This is a genomic window from Streptomyces sp. NPDC047981 (assembly GCF_040653315.1).
Classification (GTDB): domain Bacteria; phylum Actinomycetota; class Actinomycetes; order Streptomycetales; family Streptomycetaceae; genus Streptomyces.
In genome coordinates this window covers 83,483-96,408 of record NZ_JBEZNQ010000017.1, presented here as the reverse complement: position 1 = coordinate 96,408, position 12,926 = coordinate 83,483, and the positions used below count along the sequence as shown (strand labels likewise).

The window sequence follows — 12,926 nt, the reverse complement described above, 5'->3', positions numbered from 1 at the left end:
CGCGGACTCGGAAGCGACCGGGACCGGGGCCGGGGCTGAGGCCGGGGCCGGCGGGCCCGCGCTTCGGCGGGTGGCCCGGGTCGTCCTGCTCGACCCGGACGACCGCATCCTCCTCATGCACGGTTACGAGCCCGACGACCCGGACCGGACATGGTGGTTCACGCCCGGTGGCGGCCTTGAGGGCGACGAGACCCGTGAGCAGGCGGCTCTGCGCGAGCTGGCCGAGGAGACCGGGATCACGGACGTCGAACTCGGACCGGTTCTGTGGCAGCGGATCTGCTCGTTCCCGTTCGACGGGCGTCGGTGGGACCAGGACGAGTGGTACTACCTGGCACGAACCAGTCAGACCGTGACCGCCCCCGGGGGCCTCACGGAGTTGGAGGAACGCAGTGTCGCGGGGCTGAGGTGGTGGACCTCCGCCGAACTGTCGGCGGCGCGTGAGACGGTGTACCCGACCAGACTCGCCGAGCTGCTGCACAGGCTGCTCGACGAGGGACCGCCGAGTGCGCCGCTGGTGCTCGCCACGGAAATCGCTTAACGGTGCGAGCGACTGGCGCACAATGGGTGGACGCACGGCTGAAGGGGAACATGCCATGAGCGCCGAGGACCTCGAGAAGTACGAGACCGAGATGGAGCTGAAGCTCTACCGGGAGTACCGCGATGTCGTCGGGCTGTTCAAATACGTGATCGAGACCGAGCGTCGGTTCTACCTCACCAACGACTACGAGATGCAGGTGCACTCGGTCCAGGGCGAGGTGTTCTTCGAGGTGTCCATGGCCGACGCCTGGGTCTGGGACATGTATCGGCCGGCCAGGTTCGTCAAGCAGGTCCGGGTGCTCACCTTCAAGGACGTGAACATCGAGGAGCTCAACAAGAGCGACCTGGAGCTCCCCGGCAGCTGAAACCACCCCCGCGGGTGACGAGGTTCTCCACAGGCCGGAGCTTGTCCACCGGCCCGCACACGGAACGTCGCGACGCGTCACAGTCGGTGCCGGAGGTGGTGCCGAATGAACGCAACGAGCGCTCTCGGACAGTACGGAGAACAGCTGGCGGTCCGCAGGCTCACGGCCGCGGGGATGGTCGTCCTCGCGCGCAACTGGCGCTGCGGGCGGACCGGAGAGATCGACATCGTCGCCCGGGACGGGGACGCCGTCGTGGTCTGCGAGGTGAAGACCCGGCGCGCCGGAGCCTTCGAGCACCCCATGGCCGCCGTCACCCCGGCCAAGGCCGACCGGCTGAAACGGCTCGCGGCCTGCTGGCTCGACCGCCACGGAGGACCACCGCCCGACGGCGGTGTCCGGATCGACCTCGTCGGCGTCGTCCTGCCCCGCCGGGGCGCCCCCGTCGTCACCCACGTGCAGGGGGTGGTCTGAGATGGGGTTCGCCCGCACCTGCTCCGTCGCCCTCGTCGGCGTGGAGGGCGTCGTCGTCGAGGTCCAGGCCGACCTGGAGGCCGGCGTCGCCGCCTTCACCCTCGTCGGACTCCCGGACAAGAGCCTCAGCGAGAGCCGCGACCGGGTCCGCGCCGCCATCGTCAACTCCGACGCCGAGTGGCCCCAGAAGAAGCTCACCGTCGGACTCAGTCCGGCCTCCGTCCCCAAGGGCGGCTCCGGATTCGACCTGGCCGTCGCCGCCGCCGTCCTCGGTGCCGCCGAGCGGATCGACCCCCGGGGCATCGCCGACCTCGTCCTGATCGGCGAACTCGGACTCGACGGGCGCGTCCGGCCCGTGCGGGGCGTCCTGCCCGCCGTCCTCGCCGCCGCCGAGGCCGGCTACCGCCAGGTCGTCGTCCCCGAGCAGACCGCCGGTGAGGCCGCGCTCGTGCCCGGGGTCTCCGTCCTCGGCGTCCGCAGCCTGCGCCAGCTCATCGCCGTCCTCTCCGACGAACCGGTCCCCGCGGAGGAGCCCGCCGAAGAGGGCCGCCCGGACGCCATGCTCGCCGGGCTCCTGGTCCCCGGCGCGGGCGTCGGCACCGGCCTCACCGCCGACCCCCTCGACGGGCCGGACCTCGCCGACGTCGCCGGCCAGCACGGAGCCCGTCGCGCCCTGGAGGTCGCCGCAGCGGGCAGCCACCACCTCCTGCTCTCCGGGCCACCGGGAGCGGGCAAGACCATGCTCGCCGAACGCCTCCCGGGCATCCTGCCCCCGCTCACCCGTCAGGAGTCCCTCGAAGTCACCGCCATCCACTCGGTGGCCGGCATCCTCCCGCCCGGCGAACCCCTCGTGCGCCGCGCCCCCTACTGCGCGCCCCACCACTCCGCGACCATGCAGTCCCTCGTCGGCGGCGGCAACGGACTCCCGCGCCCCGGTGCGGTCTCCCTGGCGCACCGCGGCATCCTCTTCCTCGACGAGGCGCCCGAGTTCTCGGGCAAGGCGCTCGACGCCCTGCGCCAGCCGCTGGAATCCGGGCACGTGGTCATCGCCCGGGCCGCCGGGGTCGTCCGGCTCCCCGCGCGGTTCCTGCTGGCCCTGGCCGCCAACCCCTGCCCGTGCGGGCGGCACACCCTGCACGGCGCGGGATGCGAGTGTCCCGCCTCGCTCATCCGCCGCTACCAGGCGCGGCTCTCCGGGCCGCTCCTGGACCGGGTCGACCTGCGCGTCGAGGCCGAGCCCGTCACCCGCTCCGACCTGCTCGGCCAGGGCGGGCGCGGGGAGTCCACGGCAGCCGTCGCCGATCGGGTCCGCGAGGCACGGGCCCGCGCGGCCGCCCGCCTGACCGGCACCCCCTGGACCGTCAACAGCGAAGTCCCCGGCCATGAGCTGCGGACCCGCTTCGTCGTCGCCCCCGGAGCCCTCGCCGCGGCGGAGCGGGACATCGAGCGCGGCATGCTGACCGCGCGCGGTCTCGACCGGGTGCTGCGCGTCGCCTGGACCGTCGCCGACCTCGCGGGCCACGACCGCCCCGACGCCCAGGACGTGGACCTCGCCCTCGAACTGCGGACCGGCATCGCCCGGGGCGTGCCGGTGGGAGCGGGGGAGCGCGCATGATCACGTACGAGGAACGGCTCGCGCGGGCCGCGCTCACCCGGGTCGTCGAGCCCGGTGACGTCCACGCGGGCCGCGTGCTGCGGCGGTACGGAGCCGAGGGCTTCCTCCAGCGCTTGAGGGACCCGGCCGACGACCCGGAGGTCTTCGACGGCACCGGGGCGAAACGGGTCGCGGGGTGGCGCCTGCGGGCCGCGCGTGCCGAGCCGCGGCGGGATCTCGACACCATCGGCGGGGACGGCGGCCGGTTCGTCGTCCCCGGCGACGCCGAGTGGCCACGGCAGCTCGACGACCTCGGCGACACCCGCCCGGTCGGCCTCTGGGCGCGCGGCCCCGCCGACCTGCGGACCTGGGCGCTGCGCTCCGTCGCCGTCGTCGGCGCCCGCGCCTGCACCCCGTACGGCGCGCACATGGCGACCACGCTCGCCTCGGGCCTCGCCGAAGAGGGCTGGGTCGTCGTCTCCGGCGCCGCGTTCGGGATCGACGGCGCCGCCCACCGAGGGGCCCTCGCCGCCCGCGGAGCCACCGTCGCCGTCCTCGCCTGCGGCGTCGACATCCCGTACCCGCGCGGCCATGCCGAACTCATCGGCCGCGTCGCGCAACAGGGAGTCGTCATCGGGGAGTTGCCGCCCGGCAGCCACCCCACCCCGAGCAGGTTCATCCTCCGCAACCGGGTCATCGCCGCCCTCACCCGAGGCACGGTCGTCGTCGAGGCCGAGTACCGCAGCGGCTCCCTCGTCACCGCCCGCGCCGCCGCCCGCCTCGGCCGGTACACCATGGGCGTGCCAGGACCCGTCACCAGCGGGCTCTCCGCGGGCGTCCACGAACTCCTGCGCGGTGAGGCGACCCTCGTCACCGAGGCCGCCGAAGTGATCGAACTCGTCGGGGACATGGGCCGGCTCGCCCCCGAGCGGCGCGGCCCGGTCCTGGCGAGAGACCTGCTCGCCCCCGACACCGCCCGCATCCTCGAAGCGATGCCCGCGGGCCGCCCCACGCCCGTCTCCGAGATCGCCGACCGGTCCGGCGCCACCCCCGACGACACCCTCGTCAGACTGTACGAACTGCACTCCCTGGGGTTCGTCGAACGGCAAGGCGACGACTGGCGGTTGACGAAGACCGCCACGGAAGGGGCGAATGCGCGGCGAGGCGGTACTTGACCTGGAGCATTCGGGTGAAATGGTGAGGGTGATGAACACCCCAGCTGTCTCGGCCGCACCCGAGGGGCCGACACGCGCCACGGCCCGGGTTCGAAGATGTGGCCGAGGCCGTCCACTCGGAGTGGTGCGATCCGCAGAGGTTCGCAGACCGCGACCGTCCAGTCACGCTACGCTCGCCAGGGTTCCCCGAAGGACATCCGTCCCGACCAACCCGCCAGCAGAACGGCTCAAGGCAACGCATGCCCCAGCACACCTCCGGGTCTGACCGCGCTGCGGTGCCCCCAGCAGCCCGGGGCACCGCGCGGCCACCCGCACCGACATCGCTCGACGAGCTGTGGCGGTCCTACAAGGACACGGGCGACGAGCGCCTGCGCGAGCAGCTGATCCTGCACTACTCCCCGCTCGTGAAGTACGTCGCCGGCCGTGTCAGCGTCGGCCTGCCGTCCAATGTGGAACAGGCCGACTTCGTCTCCTCCGGGGTCTTCGGCCTGATCGACGCCATCGAGAAGTTCGACGTCGAGCGGTCGATCAAGTTCGAGACATACGCGATCACCCGGATCAGGGGCGCGATGATCGACGAACTCCGCGCCCTCGACTGGATCCCCCGCTCGGTGCGCCAGAAGGCCCGCAACGTCGAGCGCGCGTACGCCACCCTGGAGGCCAAGCTCCGCCGCACCCCGAGCGAGAGCGAGGTCGCGGCGGAGATGGGCGTCGGGTTGGAGGAACTGCACGCCGTTTTCAGCCAGTTGTCCCTGGCGAACGTCGTGGCCCTGGAGGAGCTGCTGCACGTCGGCGGAGAGGGCGGCGACCGGCTGTCGCTGATGGACACCCTGGAGGACACCGCCGCCGACAACCCGGTCGAGGTCGCCGAGGACCGCGAGCTGCGCAGGCTGCTCGCCCGCGCCATCAACACCCTCCCCGAGCGGGAGAAGACCGTCGTCACGCTCTACTACTACGAGGGCCTCACCCTGGCCGAGATCGGCCATGTCCTGGGCGTCACCGAGAGCCGGGTCAGTCAGATCCACACCAAGTCCGTCCTGCAGCTGCGCGCGAAGCTGGCCGATGTAGGGCGCTGACGGCGGGCGACCGGTCGTATGGTGGAGCCGTGCCCAGGATTCGAGCGGCCTCCGTGGCCGAGCACCGGACGATGCAGCGCGGCGCCCTGCTGGACGCCGCGCGCTCCCTGCTGTCCGAGGGCGGTACGGAGGCGCTGACCTTCCCCGCCCTCGCCGAGCGCACGGGCCTGGCCCGTTCCTCGGTCTACGAGTACTTCCGCTCGCGGGCGGCCGTGGTCGAGGAGCTGTGCGCCGTCGACTTCCCCGTCTGGGCGGCCGAGGTCGAGACGGCGATGGCCCGGGCCGACACGGCCGAGGGCAAGGTCGAGGCGTACGTCCGCACGCAGCTGGAGCTGGTGGGGGACCGGCGCCACCGGGCGGTCGTCGCGATCTCCGCGAGCGAGCTCGACGACGGTGCCCGCGAGAAGATCCGCGCCGCCCACGGCGGCCTCGTCACCATGATCGTCGAGGCCCTCGACGACCTCGGCCAACCCCAGCCCCGCCTCGGTGCCATGCTGCTCCAGGGCGTCGTGGACGCCGCCGTCCGCCGGATCGAACTCGGCGCCGCCGAGGACCCGGCCACCGTCGCCGAGGCCGCCGTCTCCATGGCCCTCCGCGGCGTCAGCGGCTGATTCCCGGCACCGGCGGGCCGGGCTCCGGCGCCACCGGGAGCAGTCTCGACGGGCCCTGGCGCAGGAGCGACAAGGGGTTCAGATAGGTCTCGCCCCGCAGCAGGCCCCAGTGCAGGCAGGAGTCCCGGCAGTGCGCCGCCGCCCCGGACGCGCCGGCCGGCGGGGGAGCCAGCGTGGCGACCGGGTCGCCCCTTTCGACCCTCGCTCCCGCGCCGACCAGCGGTTCCACCGGTTCGTAGGTGGTGCGGAGGGGAGGGTCCCCGGTGCCCGGAAGGGTGAGCGTGAGGACGCCCCGGCCCGCCACCCGGCCCGCGAAGGTGACCACGCCCGACGCCGCCGCGCGCACCGGGGTGCCCACCGGGGCCGCCAGGTCGAGACCGCGATGGCCCGCGGCGTACGGACCGGCCGGAGGCTCCCAGCTCCGCACGATCTCGGGGCGTGGTGGGCCGAGGGGCCAGGTCAGGGCCGTGGGCGGCACGCTCGGGGCCCCCACGGGCCCGCTCACGGGCCACAGCAGGGCCAGGGCGAGAAGCAGAATCGTCAGTCGCATGGCGACACCGTCCCGCAGTCGCCCGATTCGTGCCGATCATGGCCGGTATCTGTGGACAACCCGCTGGTTGTGGACAGCGCCGTCACCCGGCACCCCTGGGGTCCCGTACACTTCCTATGGCGATCCGGGTCACCGGGTCGACTTCGCACGCCCCGCCACACAGCCCTCATCGGCCGTGGCAGCGCCTTTCGGTCCCTCGTGGCACGGCGCGTCGGGGCGTCAGGACATAACCGAGAAACACAAGGAGATACGGCCATGGCCGTCGTCACGATGCGGGAGCTGCTGGAGAGCGGCGTCCACTTCGGTCACCAGACCCGTCGTTGGAACCCGAAGATGAAGCGCTTCATCTTCACGGAGCGCAACGGCATCTACATCATCGACCTGCTCCAGTCGCTGTCGTACATCGACCGCGCCTACGAGTTCGTCAAGGAGACCGTCGCCCACGGCGGCTCCATCATGTTCGTCGGTACGAAGAAGCAGGCCCAGGAGGCCATCGCCGAGCAGGCGACGCGTGTCGGCATGCCGTACGTCAACCAGCGTTGGCTCGGTGGCATGCTCACCAACTTCTCCACCGTCTACAAGCGTCTGCAGCGCCTCAAGGAGCTCGAGCAGATCGACTTCGAGGACGTGGCCGCCTCCGGCCTCACCAAGAAGGAGCTCCTGGTCCTCTCCCGCGAGAAGGCCAAGCTGGAGAAGACCCTCGGTGGTATCCGCGAGATGCAGAAGGTGCCGAGCGCCGTCTGGATCGTCGACACCAAGAAGGAGCACATCGCCGTCGGTGAGGCGCGCAAGCTCCACATCCCGGTCGTCGCGATCCTCGACACCAACTGCGACCCCGACGAGGTCGACTACAAGATCCCCGGCAACGACGACGCGATCCGCTCCGTCACGCTGCTCACCCGCGTGATCGCCGACGCCGTCGCCGAGGGCCTCATCGCCCGCTCCGGCGCCGCGACCGGCGACTCCAAGCCGGGCGAGAAGGCCGCGGGCGAGCCCCTCGCCGAGTGGGAGCGCGACCTGCTCGAGGGTGAGAAGAAGGCTGACGAGGCCGAGGTCCAGACCTCTGCCGAGACCGAGAAGGTCGCCGACGCGGAGGCCGCCGAGGTCGCCGAGGCTCCGGCCGCCGAGGCCGAGCAGGCCTGACCCACGTCCTGACCGCACAGGTCAGGTCCGGTTGGTTGTTTCGGATGTCGACGGCGGGGGCCCACAAAGCCCCCGCCGTCCACCCGTAGATCTTTCAGACTTCGAGAGAGAAACTCAGACTCATGGCGAACTACACCGCCGCTGACGTCAAGAAGCTCCGTGAGCTCACCGGCGCCGGCATGATGGACTGCAAGAAGGCCCTGGACGAGGCCGACGGCAACGTCGACAAGGCCGTCGAGGCGCTGCGCATCAAGGGCCAGAAGGGCGTCGCCAAGCGCGAGGGCCGCTCTGCCGAGAACGGCGCCGTCGTCTCCCTCATCGCCGACGACAACACCTCCGGTGTCCTCGTCGAGCTGAAGTGCGAGACGGACTTCGTCGCCAAGGGTGACAAGTTCCAGGCCGTCGCCAACCAGCTGGCCGCCCACGTCGCCGCCACCTCCCCGGCCGACCTGGAGGCGCTGCTCGCCTCCGAGATCGAGGCCGGCAAGACCGTGCAGGCCTTCGTGGACGAGGCCAACGCCAACCTCGGCGAGAAGATCGTCCTCGACCGCTTCGCGCAGTACGCCGACGGCTCCGTCTACGCCTACATGCACCGCACGATGCCCGACCTGCCCCCGCAGATCGGTGTCCTCGTCGAGCTGGACAAGCCGAACGCCGAGGTCGCCAAGGGCGTCGCGCAGCACATCGCCGCCTTCGCGCCGAAGTACCTCACCCGTGAGGACGTCCCGGCCGAGGTCGTCGAGACCGAGCGTCGCGTCGCCGAGGAGACCACCCGCGCCGAGGGCAAGCCCGAGGCCGCGCTCCCGAAGATCGTCGAGGGTCGCGTCAACGGCTTCTTCAAGGACGCCACGCTGCTCGGTCAGCCGTACGCGCTCGACAACAAGAAGTCCGTCGAGCAGATCCTGAAGGAAGCCGGTGTCACCCTGAAGCGCTTCACGCGCATCAAGGTCGGCATCTGAGTCCGTACGCGACGGACACCGGACCCCGGTAGGGTCTGAAGCAGTCGTCCGCGCTCGCGCAGGACGACCGCAGATCTGACGAGGAGGCCATTGCCGTACGGGAAACCGCAAGGACCCACCGGCAATGGCCTTCGTCGTATGTGCACGAGGAGATCTCCATGAACCAGAGCGCCGTACAGGGCGACGACAACCACGGCAAAAAGGCCAGCCGCTTCATGCTGAAGCTGTCCGGCGAGGCATTCGCCGGAGGCGGCGGTCTCGGCGTCGACCCCGACGTCGTGCACAAGATCGCACGCGAGATCGCCGCAGTCGTCCGCGACGGCGCGGAGATCGCCGTCGTCATCGGCGGCGGCAACTTCTTCCGCGGCGCCGAACTGCAGGTACGCGGCATGGACCGGGCCCGCTCCGACTACATGGGCATGCTCGGCACCGTCATGAACTGCCTCGCCCTCCAGGACTTCCTGGAGAAGGAGGGCATCGACTCCCGCGTCCAGACCGCCATCACCATGGGTCAGGTCGCGGAGCCGTACATCCCGCTGCGGGCCGTGCGCCACCTGGAGAAGGGCCGCGTGGTCATCTTCGGCGCCGGTATGGGCATGCCGTACTTCTCCACCGACACCACGGCCGCCCAGCGCGCCCTGGAGATCGACGCCGAGGCCCTGCTCATGGGCAAGAACGGCGTGGACGGGGTCTACGACTCCGACCCGAAGACCAACCCCGACGCGGTCAAGTTCGACGCGCTGGAGTACGGCGAGGTGCTCTCCCGCGACCTCAAGGTCGCCGACGCCACCGCCATCACCCTGTGCCGCGACAACACTCTCCCGATCCTCGTCTTCGAACTGCTCGCCGAGGGCAATATCGCGCGCGCGGTGAAGGGTGAGAAGATCGGCACTCTCGTGAGCGACCAGGGCACCCGGGCCTGAGCCTCGGCTCGAACCGGGTACCTCCCCTCGAGGGGACGGACCAGAGCCCTGCCGGTCGTATCACCGTGCAGGACAAGACGCGACGACACGCAGGAGCAAGTGGTGATCGAAGAGACCCTCCTCGAGGCCGAGGAGAAGATGGAGAAGGCCGTCGTGGTCGCCAAGGAGGACTTCGCCGCGATCCGCACCGGGCGTGCGCACCCGGCGATGTTCAACAAGATCGTGGCCGACTACTACGGTGCGATCACGCCGATCAATCAGCTGGCCTCGTTCTCGGTTCCCGAGCCGCGCATGGCGGTCGTGACTCCGTTCGACAAGAGCGCGCTGCGCAACATCGAGCAGGCCATCCGTGACTCGGACCTCGGCGTCAACCCGAGCAACGACGGCAACATCATCCGTGTGGTGTTCCCCGAGCTCACCGAGGAGCGCCGCCGCGAGTACATCAAGGTGGCCAAGGGCAAGGCCGAGGACTCCAAGATCTCCATCCGTTCCGTGCGCCGCAAGGCCAAGGAGACCATCGACAAGCTGGTCAAGGACGGCGAGGTCGGCGAGGACGAGGGCCGCCGCGGCGAGAAGGAGCTCGACGACACCACCGCGAAGTACGTCGCGCAGGTGGACGAGCTGCTGAAGCACAAGGAAGCCGAGCTGCTCGAGGTCTGATGAACGACTCTTCCTGGGGGGCCCCGGCCGGTTCCGGCTACTGGGGGCCCGACCAGGGGCCTGCCCCGGCGGGTCCCGCATACGATGGGCTGCAGGCGGCGCAGACTCGGCCCATGCCCATCGTGCCCGACGTCCCCGCCGGCGATCACCAGGACGAGCACGGCCGGGGGGCCGCTCAGCCGAGCGGTCCCCTGTTCCGTGACGAGACGCCGAACGAGCACCCGCAGGAGCCCATGTCCAGCCCGAACCGGCCCGCGACCCCGCAGAAGAAGAGCGCGGGGCGCGACCTGGGCGCGGCCATAGGGGTCGGGGTCGGGCTCGGCGCCGTCATCATCGCGTCCCTCTTCATCTGGAAGGCCGCGTTCGTCGGCGTCATCGCCGTCGCCGTCGTGGTCGGTCTCTGGGAGCTCACCTCCCGCCTCCAGGAACGCAAGGGCATCAAGGCCCCGCTCGTCCCGCTGGCGGTCGGTGGCGCGGCGATGGTCGTGGCCGGCTATGTCCGCGGTGCGGAGGGGGCCTGGGTCGCCATGGCCCTGACCGCCCTCGCGGTCCTCGTGTGGCGCATGACGGAGCCGCCCGAGGGCTATCTGAAGGACGTCACGGCGGGCGTCTTCGCCGCGTTCTACGTGCCGTTCCTGGCCACGTTCGTGGCGCTGATGCTCACGGCCGACGACGGCCCGGAGCGGGTCCTCACGTTCCTGCTGCTCACGGTCGTCAGCGACACCGGCGCGTACGCGATCGGCTGGCGCTTCGGCAAGCACAAGCTGGCACCGCGCATCAGCCCCGGCAAGACCCGCGAGGGCCTGCTCGGAGCGGTGGCGTTCGCGATGGCGGCGGGCGCGCTGTGCATGGAGTTCCTGATCGACGACGGCACGTGGTGGCAGGGCCTGCTGCTCGGCCTCGCGGTGGCGGCGAGCGCGACGCTCGGCGACCTCGGCGAGTCGATGATCAAGCGTGACCTCGGCATCAAGGACATGGGCACGCTGCTGCCCGGCCACGGCGGCATCATGGACCGCCTGGACTCCCTGCTGCCGACGGCCCCGGTGGTCTGGCTGCTCCTGGTGCTCTTCGTCGGCACCACCTGACCTGCGCGTTCTGAGGTGAAGGGCCCGTTGCCCACAGGCTGCGGGCCCTTCGCCGTTCCTCCACGGCACCCGTGCCACCATGCCCACGCTCGGAGAACCCACCGGGCGTGGGCCGCGCGTCGCGTCATGCCGCACCTGAGCGGGCTGGTCAGGCGCTTGCGGCCTCTCCGACCACGTCGACGATCCGCGAGACCCACTTCCGCACCTGATGCCACCGGTTGCAGTACCGGCGAGAGCGCCACCACGACCGGTACACCAGCTGTCGCCCGCACCACTTGCACGGCTTCGTACGCTTGCTCTGATCCCCCATGGCCGGTGACTCTAGCGGCCACCTCCGACATCGGCCCGGCCGCGCGGACTGTGGCGCATCACGCAGACGGTGCCCGAACGAGCCCGGTCCACAGGGTGAGCTGCTGTTCCGGGCCGTCCCGGGGCCGCCATCGGGCACCGACGGCCACCACCGGTCACCACCCGGCAGCGCGACGGCCCAGGGACAGTGGGTTCCGTCTGCGACACTGGTACCACCATGCCCAAGCCCGGAGAACTCACTTTCGTCGCCCCGCGCGGAGCCAAGAAGCCGCCGCGGCACCTTGCCGACCTCACGCCCGCCGAGCGCAAGGAGGCCGTCGCCGCGATCGGCGAGAAGCCGTTCCGCGCCAAGCAGCTGTCCACGCACTACTTCGCGCGGTACGCCCACGACCCCGCCGAGTGGACCGACATCCCCGCCGCCTCGCGCGAGAAGCTGCAGGGGGAGCTGCTGCCCGACCTGATGTCGGTGGTCCGGCACATCTCGTGCGACGACGACACCACCCGTAAGACCCTGTGGAAGCTGCACGACGGCACGCTCGTCGAGTCCGTGCTGATGCGGTACCCGGACCGGGTCACCATGTGCATCTCCTCCCAGGCCGGCTGCGGGATGAACTGCCCGTTCTGTGCCACCGGGCAGGCCGGGCTCGACCGGAACCTGTCGACGGCCGAGATCGTGCACCAGATCGTCGACGGCATGCGTGCCCTGCGTGACGGGGAAGTGCCCGGTGGGCCGGCGCGGCTCAGCAACATCGTCTTCATGGGCATGGGCGAGCCGCTCGCCAACTACAAGCGGGTCGTCGGCGCCATCCGCCGGCTCACCGACCCCGAGCCGGACGGGCTCGGGCTCTCGCAGCGCGGGATCACCGTCTCCACCGTGGGCCTCGTCCCGGCGATGCTGCGCTTCGCCGACGAGGGCTTCAAGTGCCGGCTCGCCGTCTCGCTGCACGCCCCCGACGACGAGCTGCGCGACACCCTCGTGCCCGTCAACACGCGCTGGAAGGTCCGCGAGGTCCTCGACGCCGCGTGGGAGTACGCCGAGAAGTCCGGGCGCCGGATCTCCATCGAGTACGCGCTCATCCGCGACATCAACGACCAGGCGTGGCGGGGCGACCTGCTCGGGCGGCTGCTCAAGGGCAAGCGGGTCCATGTGAACCTGATTCCGCTGAACCCGACGCCCGGGTCCAAGTGGACCGCGTCCCGGCCCGAGGACGAGAAGGCCTTCGTCGAGGCCATCGCGTCCCATGGCGTGCCCGTCACCGTCCGTGACACCCGTGGTCAGGAGATCGACGGTGCCTGTGGACAGCTGGCGGCCTCGGAGCGCTGACCTTGTAGTCTGTGCTCGAACACATCTCCATATTCCGACAGGGGAGCGCCACAGCGCTGAGAGTGCGGTCACGGACCGCAGACCCTCTGAACCTCGCCCAGGTCATTCTGGGTAGGAAGTTCGGTCGCAACTCAAGCTGTTGCG

Annotated in this window: 14 protein-coding genes and 1 riboswitch; of the genes, 13 read left to right on the top strand and 1 reads right to left on the bottom strand. The window is 71.0% G+C overall.

Annotated features, from left to right (window positions below; all coding sequences use genetic code 11):
• The first annotated feature begins 70 nt into the window (after positions 1–70).
• The 7 genes from AB0E14_RS13185 (at position 71) to AB0E14_RS13155 (ending at position 5,829) form a co-directional block, all read left to right on the top strand.
• Positions 71–538, top strand: a complete 468-nt coding sequence (locus tag AB0E14_RS13185) for an NUDIX hydrolase (protein ID WP_362415754.1) — start codon at positions 71–73, stop codon at positions 536–538.
• A 55-nt stretch (positions 539–593) separates the two neighbouring features.
• On the top strand, positions 594–902 hold the full coding sequence (locus AB0E14_RS13180; protein ID WP_005311352.1) for a DUF2469 domain-containing protein: 309 nt from the start codon (positions 594–596) through the stop codon (positions 900–902).
• A gap of 105 nt (positions 903–1,007) precedes the next feature.
• A complete protein-coding gene (locus AB0E14_RS13175) occupies positions 1,008–1,373 on the top strand; it encodes a YraN family protein (RefSeq protein WP_362415704.1) in 366 nt (121 codons plus the stop codon).
• A gap of 1 nt (position 1,374) precedes the next feature.
• Entirely contained in the window at positions 1,375–2,988 is a 1,614-nt protein-coding gene (locus tag AB0E14_RS13170) for a YifB family Mg chelatase-like AAA ATPase (RefSeq protein WP_362415702.1), read from the top strand.
• Positions 2,985–4,142, top strand: a complete 1,158-nt coding sequence (dprA, locus tag AB0E14_RS13165; RefSeq protein WP_362415700.1) for a DNA-processing protein DprA — start codon at positions 2,985–2,987, stop codon at positions 4,140–4,142. Before AB0E14_RS13170 ends, dprA begins: the two co-directional genes overlap by 4 nt.
• A gap of 239 nt (positions 4,143–4,381) precedes the next feature.
• Positions 4,382–5,218: an RNA polymerase sigma factor WhiG gene (whiG, locus tag AB0E14_RS13160; RefSeq protein ID WP_362415698.1), complete on the top strand. Its 837-nt coding sequence runs from the start codon at positions 4,382–4,384 to the stop codon at positions 5,216–5,218.
• A 53-nt stretch (positions 5,219–5,271) separates the two neighbouring features.
• Complete coding sequence (locus tag AB0E14_RS13155) at positions 5,272–5,829, top strand: helix-turn-helix domain-containing protein (protein WP_362415752.1); 558 nt, start codon at positions 5,272–5,274, stop codon at positions 5,827–5,829.
• Here AB0E14_RS13155 and AB0E14_RS13150 read toward each other — a convergent pair.
• Entirely contained in the window at positions 5,819–6,379 is a 561-nt protein-coding gene (locus tag AB0E14_RS13150) for a peptidoglycan DD-metalloendopeptidase family protein (RefSeq protein WP_362415696.1), read from the bottom strand. The two genes, AB0E14_RS13155 and AB0E14_RS13150, sit on opposite strands and share 11 nt — an antisense overlap.
• A gap of 255 nt (positions 6,380–6,634) precedes the next feature.
• On the opposite strand from AB0E14_RS13150, the gene rpsB reads away from it, so the two are divergent.
• From rpsB to rlmN, 6 genes are all read left to right on the top strand, one after another.
• Positions 6,635–7,522 carry a 30S ribosomal protein S2 gene (gene rpsB / locus AB0E14_RS13145; RefSeq protein WP_362415694.1) on the top strand — a complete coding sequence of 296 codons (888 nt, stop codon included), beginning with the start codon at positions 6,635–6,637 and terminating at the stop codon, positions 7,520–7,522.
• A 122-nt stretch (positions 7,523–7,644) separates the two neighbouring features.
• Positions 7,645–8,481, top strand: a complete 837-nt coding sequence (tsf, locus tag AB0E14_RS13140) for a translation elongation factor Ts (protein ID WP_362415692.1) — start codon at positions 7,645–7,647, stop codon at positions 8,479–8,481.
• Positions 8,482–8,639: 158 nt separating this feature from the next.
• Positions 8,640–9,404, top strand: coding sequence for a UMP kinase (gene pyrH / locus AB0E14_RS13135; protein ID WP_362415689.1), 765 nt, complete (start codon positions 8,640–8,642; stop codon positions 9,402–9,404).
• 102 nt (positions 9,405–9,506) lie between these two features.
• Complete coding sequence (gene frr / locus AB0E14_RS13130) at positions 9,507–10,064, top strand: ribosome recycling factor (RefSeq protein WP_158990977.1); 558 nt, start codon at positions 9,507–9,509, stop codon at positions 10,062–10,064.
• Positions 10,064–11,149 carry a phosphatidate cytidylyltransferase gene (locus AB0E14_RS13125; protein WP_362415687.1) on the top strand — a complete coding sequence of 362 codons (1,086 nt, stop codon included), beginning with the start codon at positions 10,064–10,066 and terminating at the stop codon, positions 11,147–11,149. The genes frr and AB0E14_RS13125 overlap by 1 nt, the downstream gene beginning before the upstream one ends.
• Positions 11,150–11,675: 526 nt before the next feature.
• On the top strand, positions 11,676–12,782 hold the full coding sequence (gene rlmN, locus AB0E14_RS13120) for a 23S rRNA (adenine(2503)-C(2))-methyltransferase RlmN (protein ID WP_362415685.1): 1,107 nt from the start codon (positions 11,676–11,678) through the stop codon (positions 12,780–12,782).
• Positions 12,783–12,811: 29 nt separating this feature from the next.
• Positions 12,812–12,918: riboswitch (TPP riboswitch) on the top strand.
• Positions 12,919–12,926: the final 8 nt, after the last annotated feature.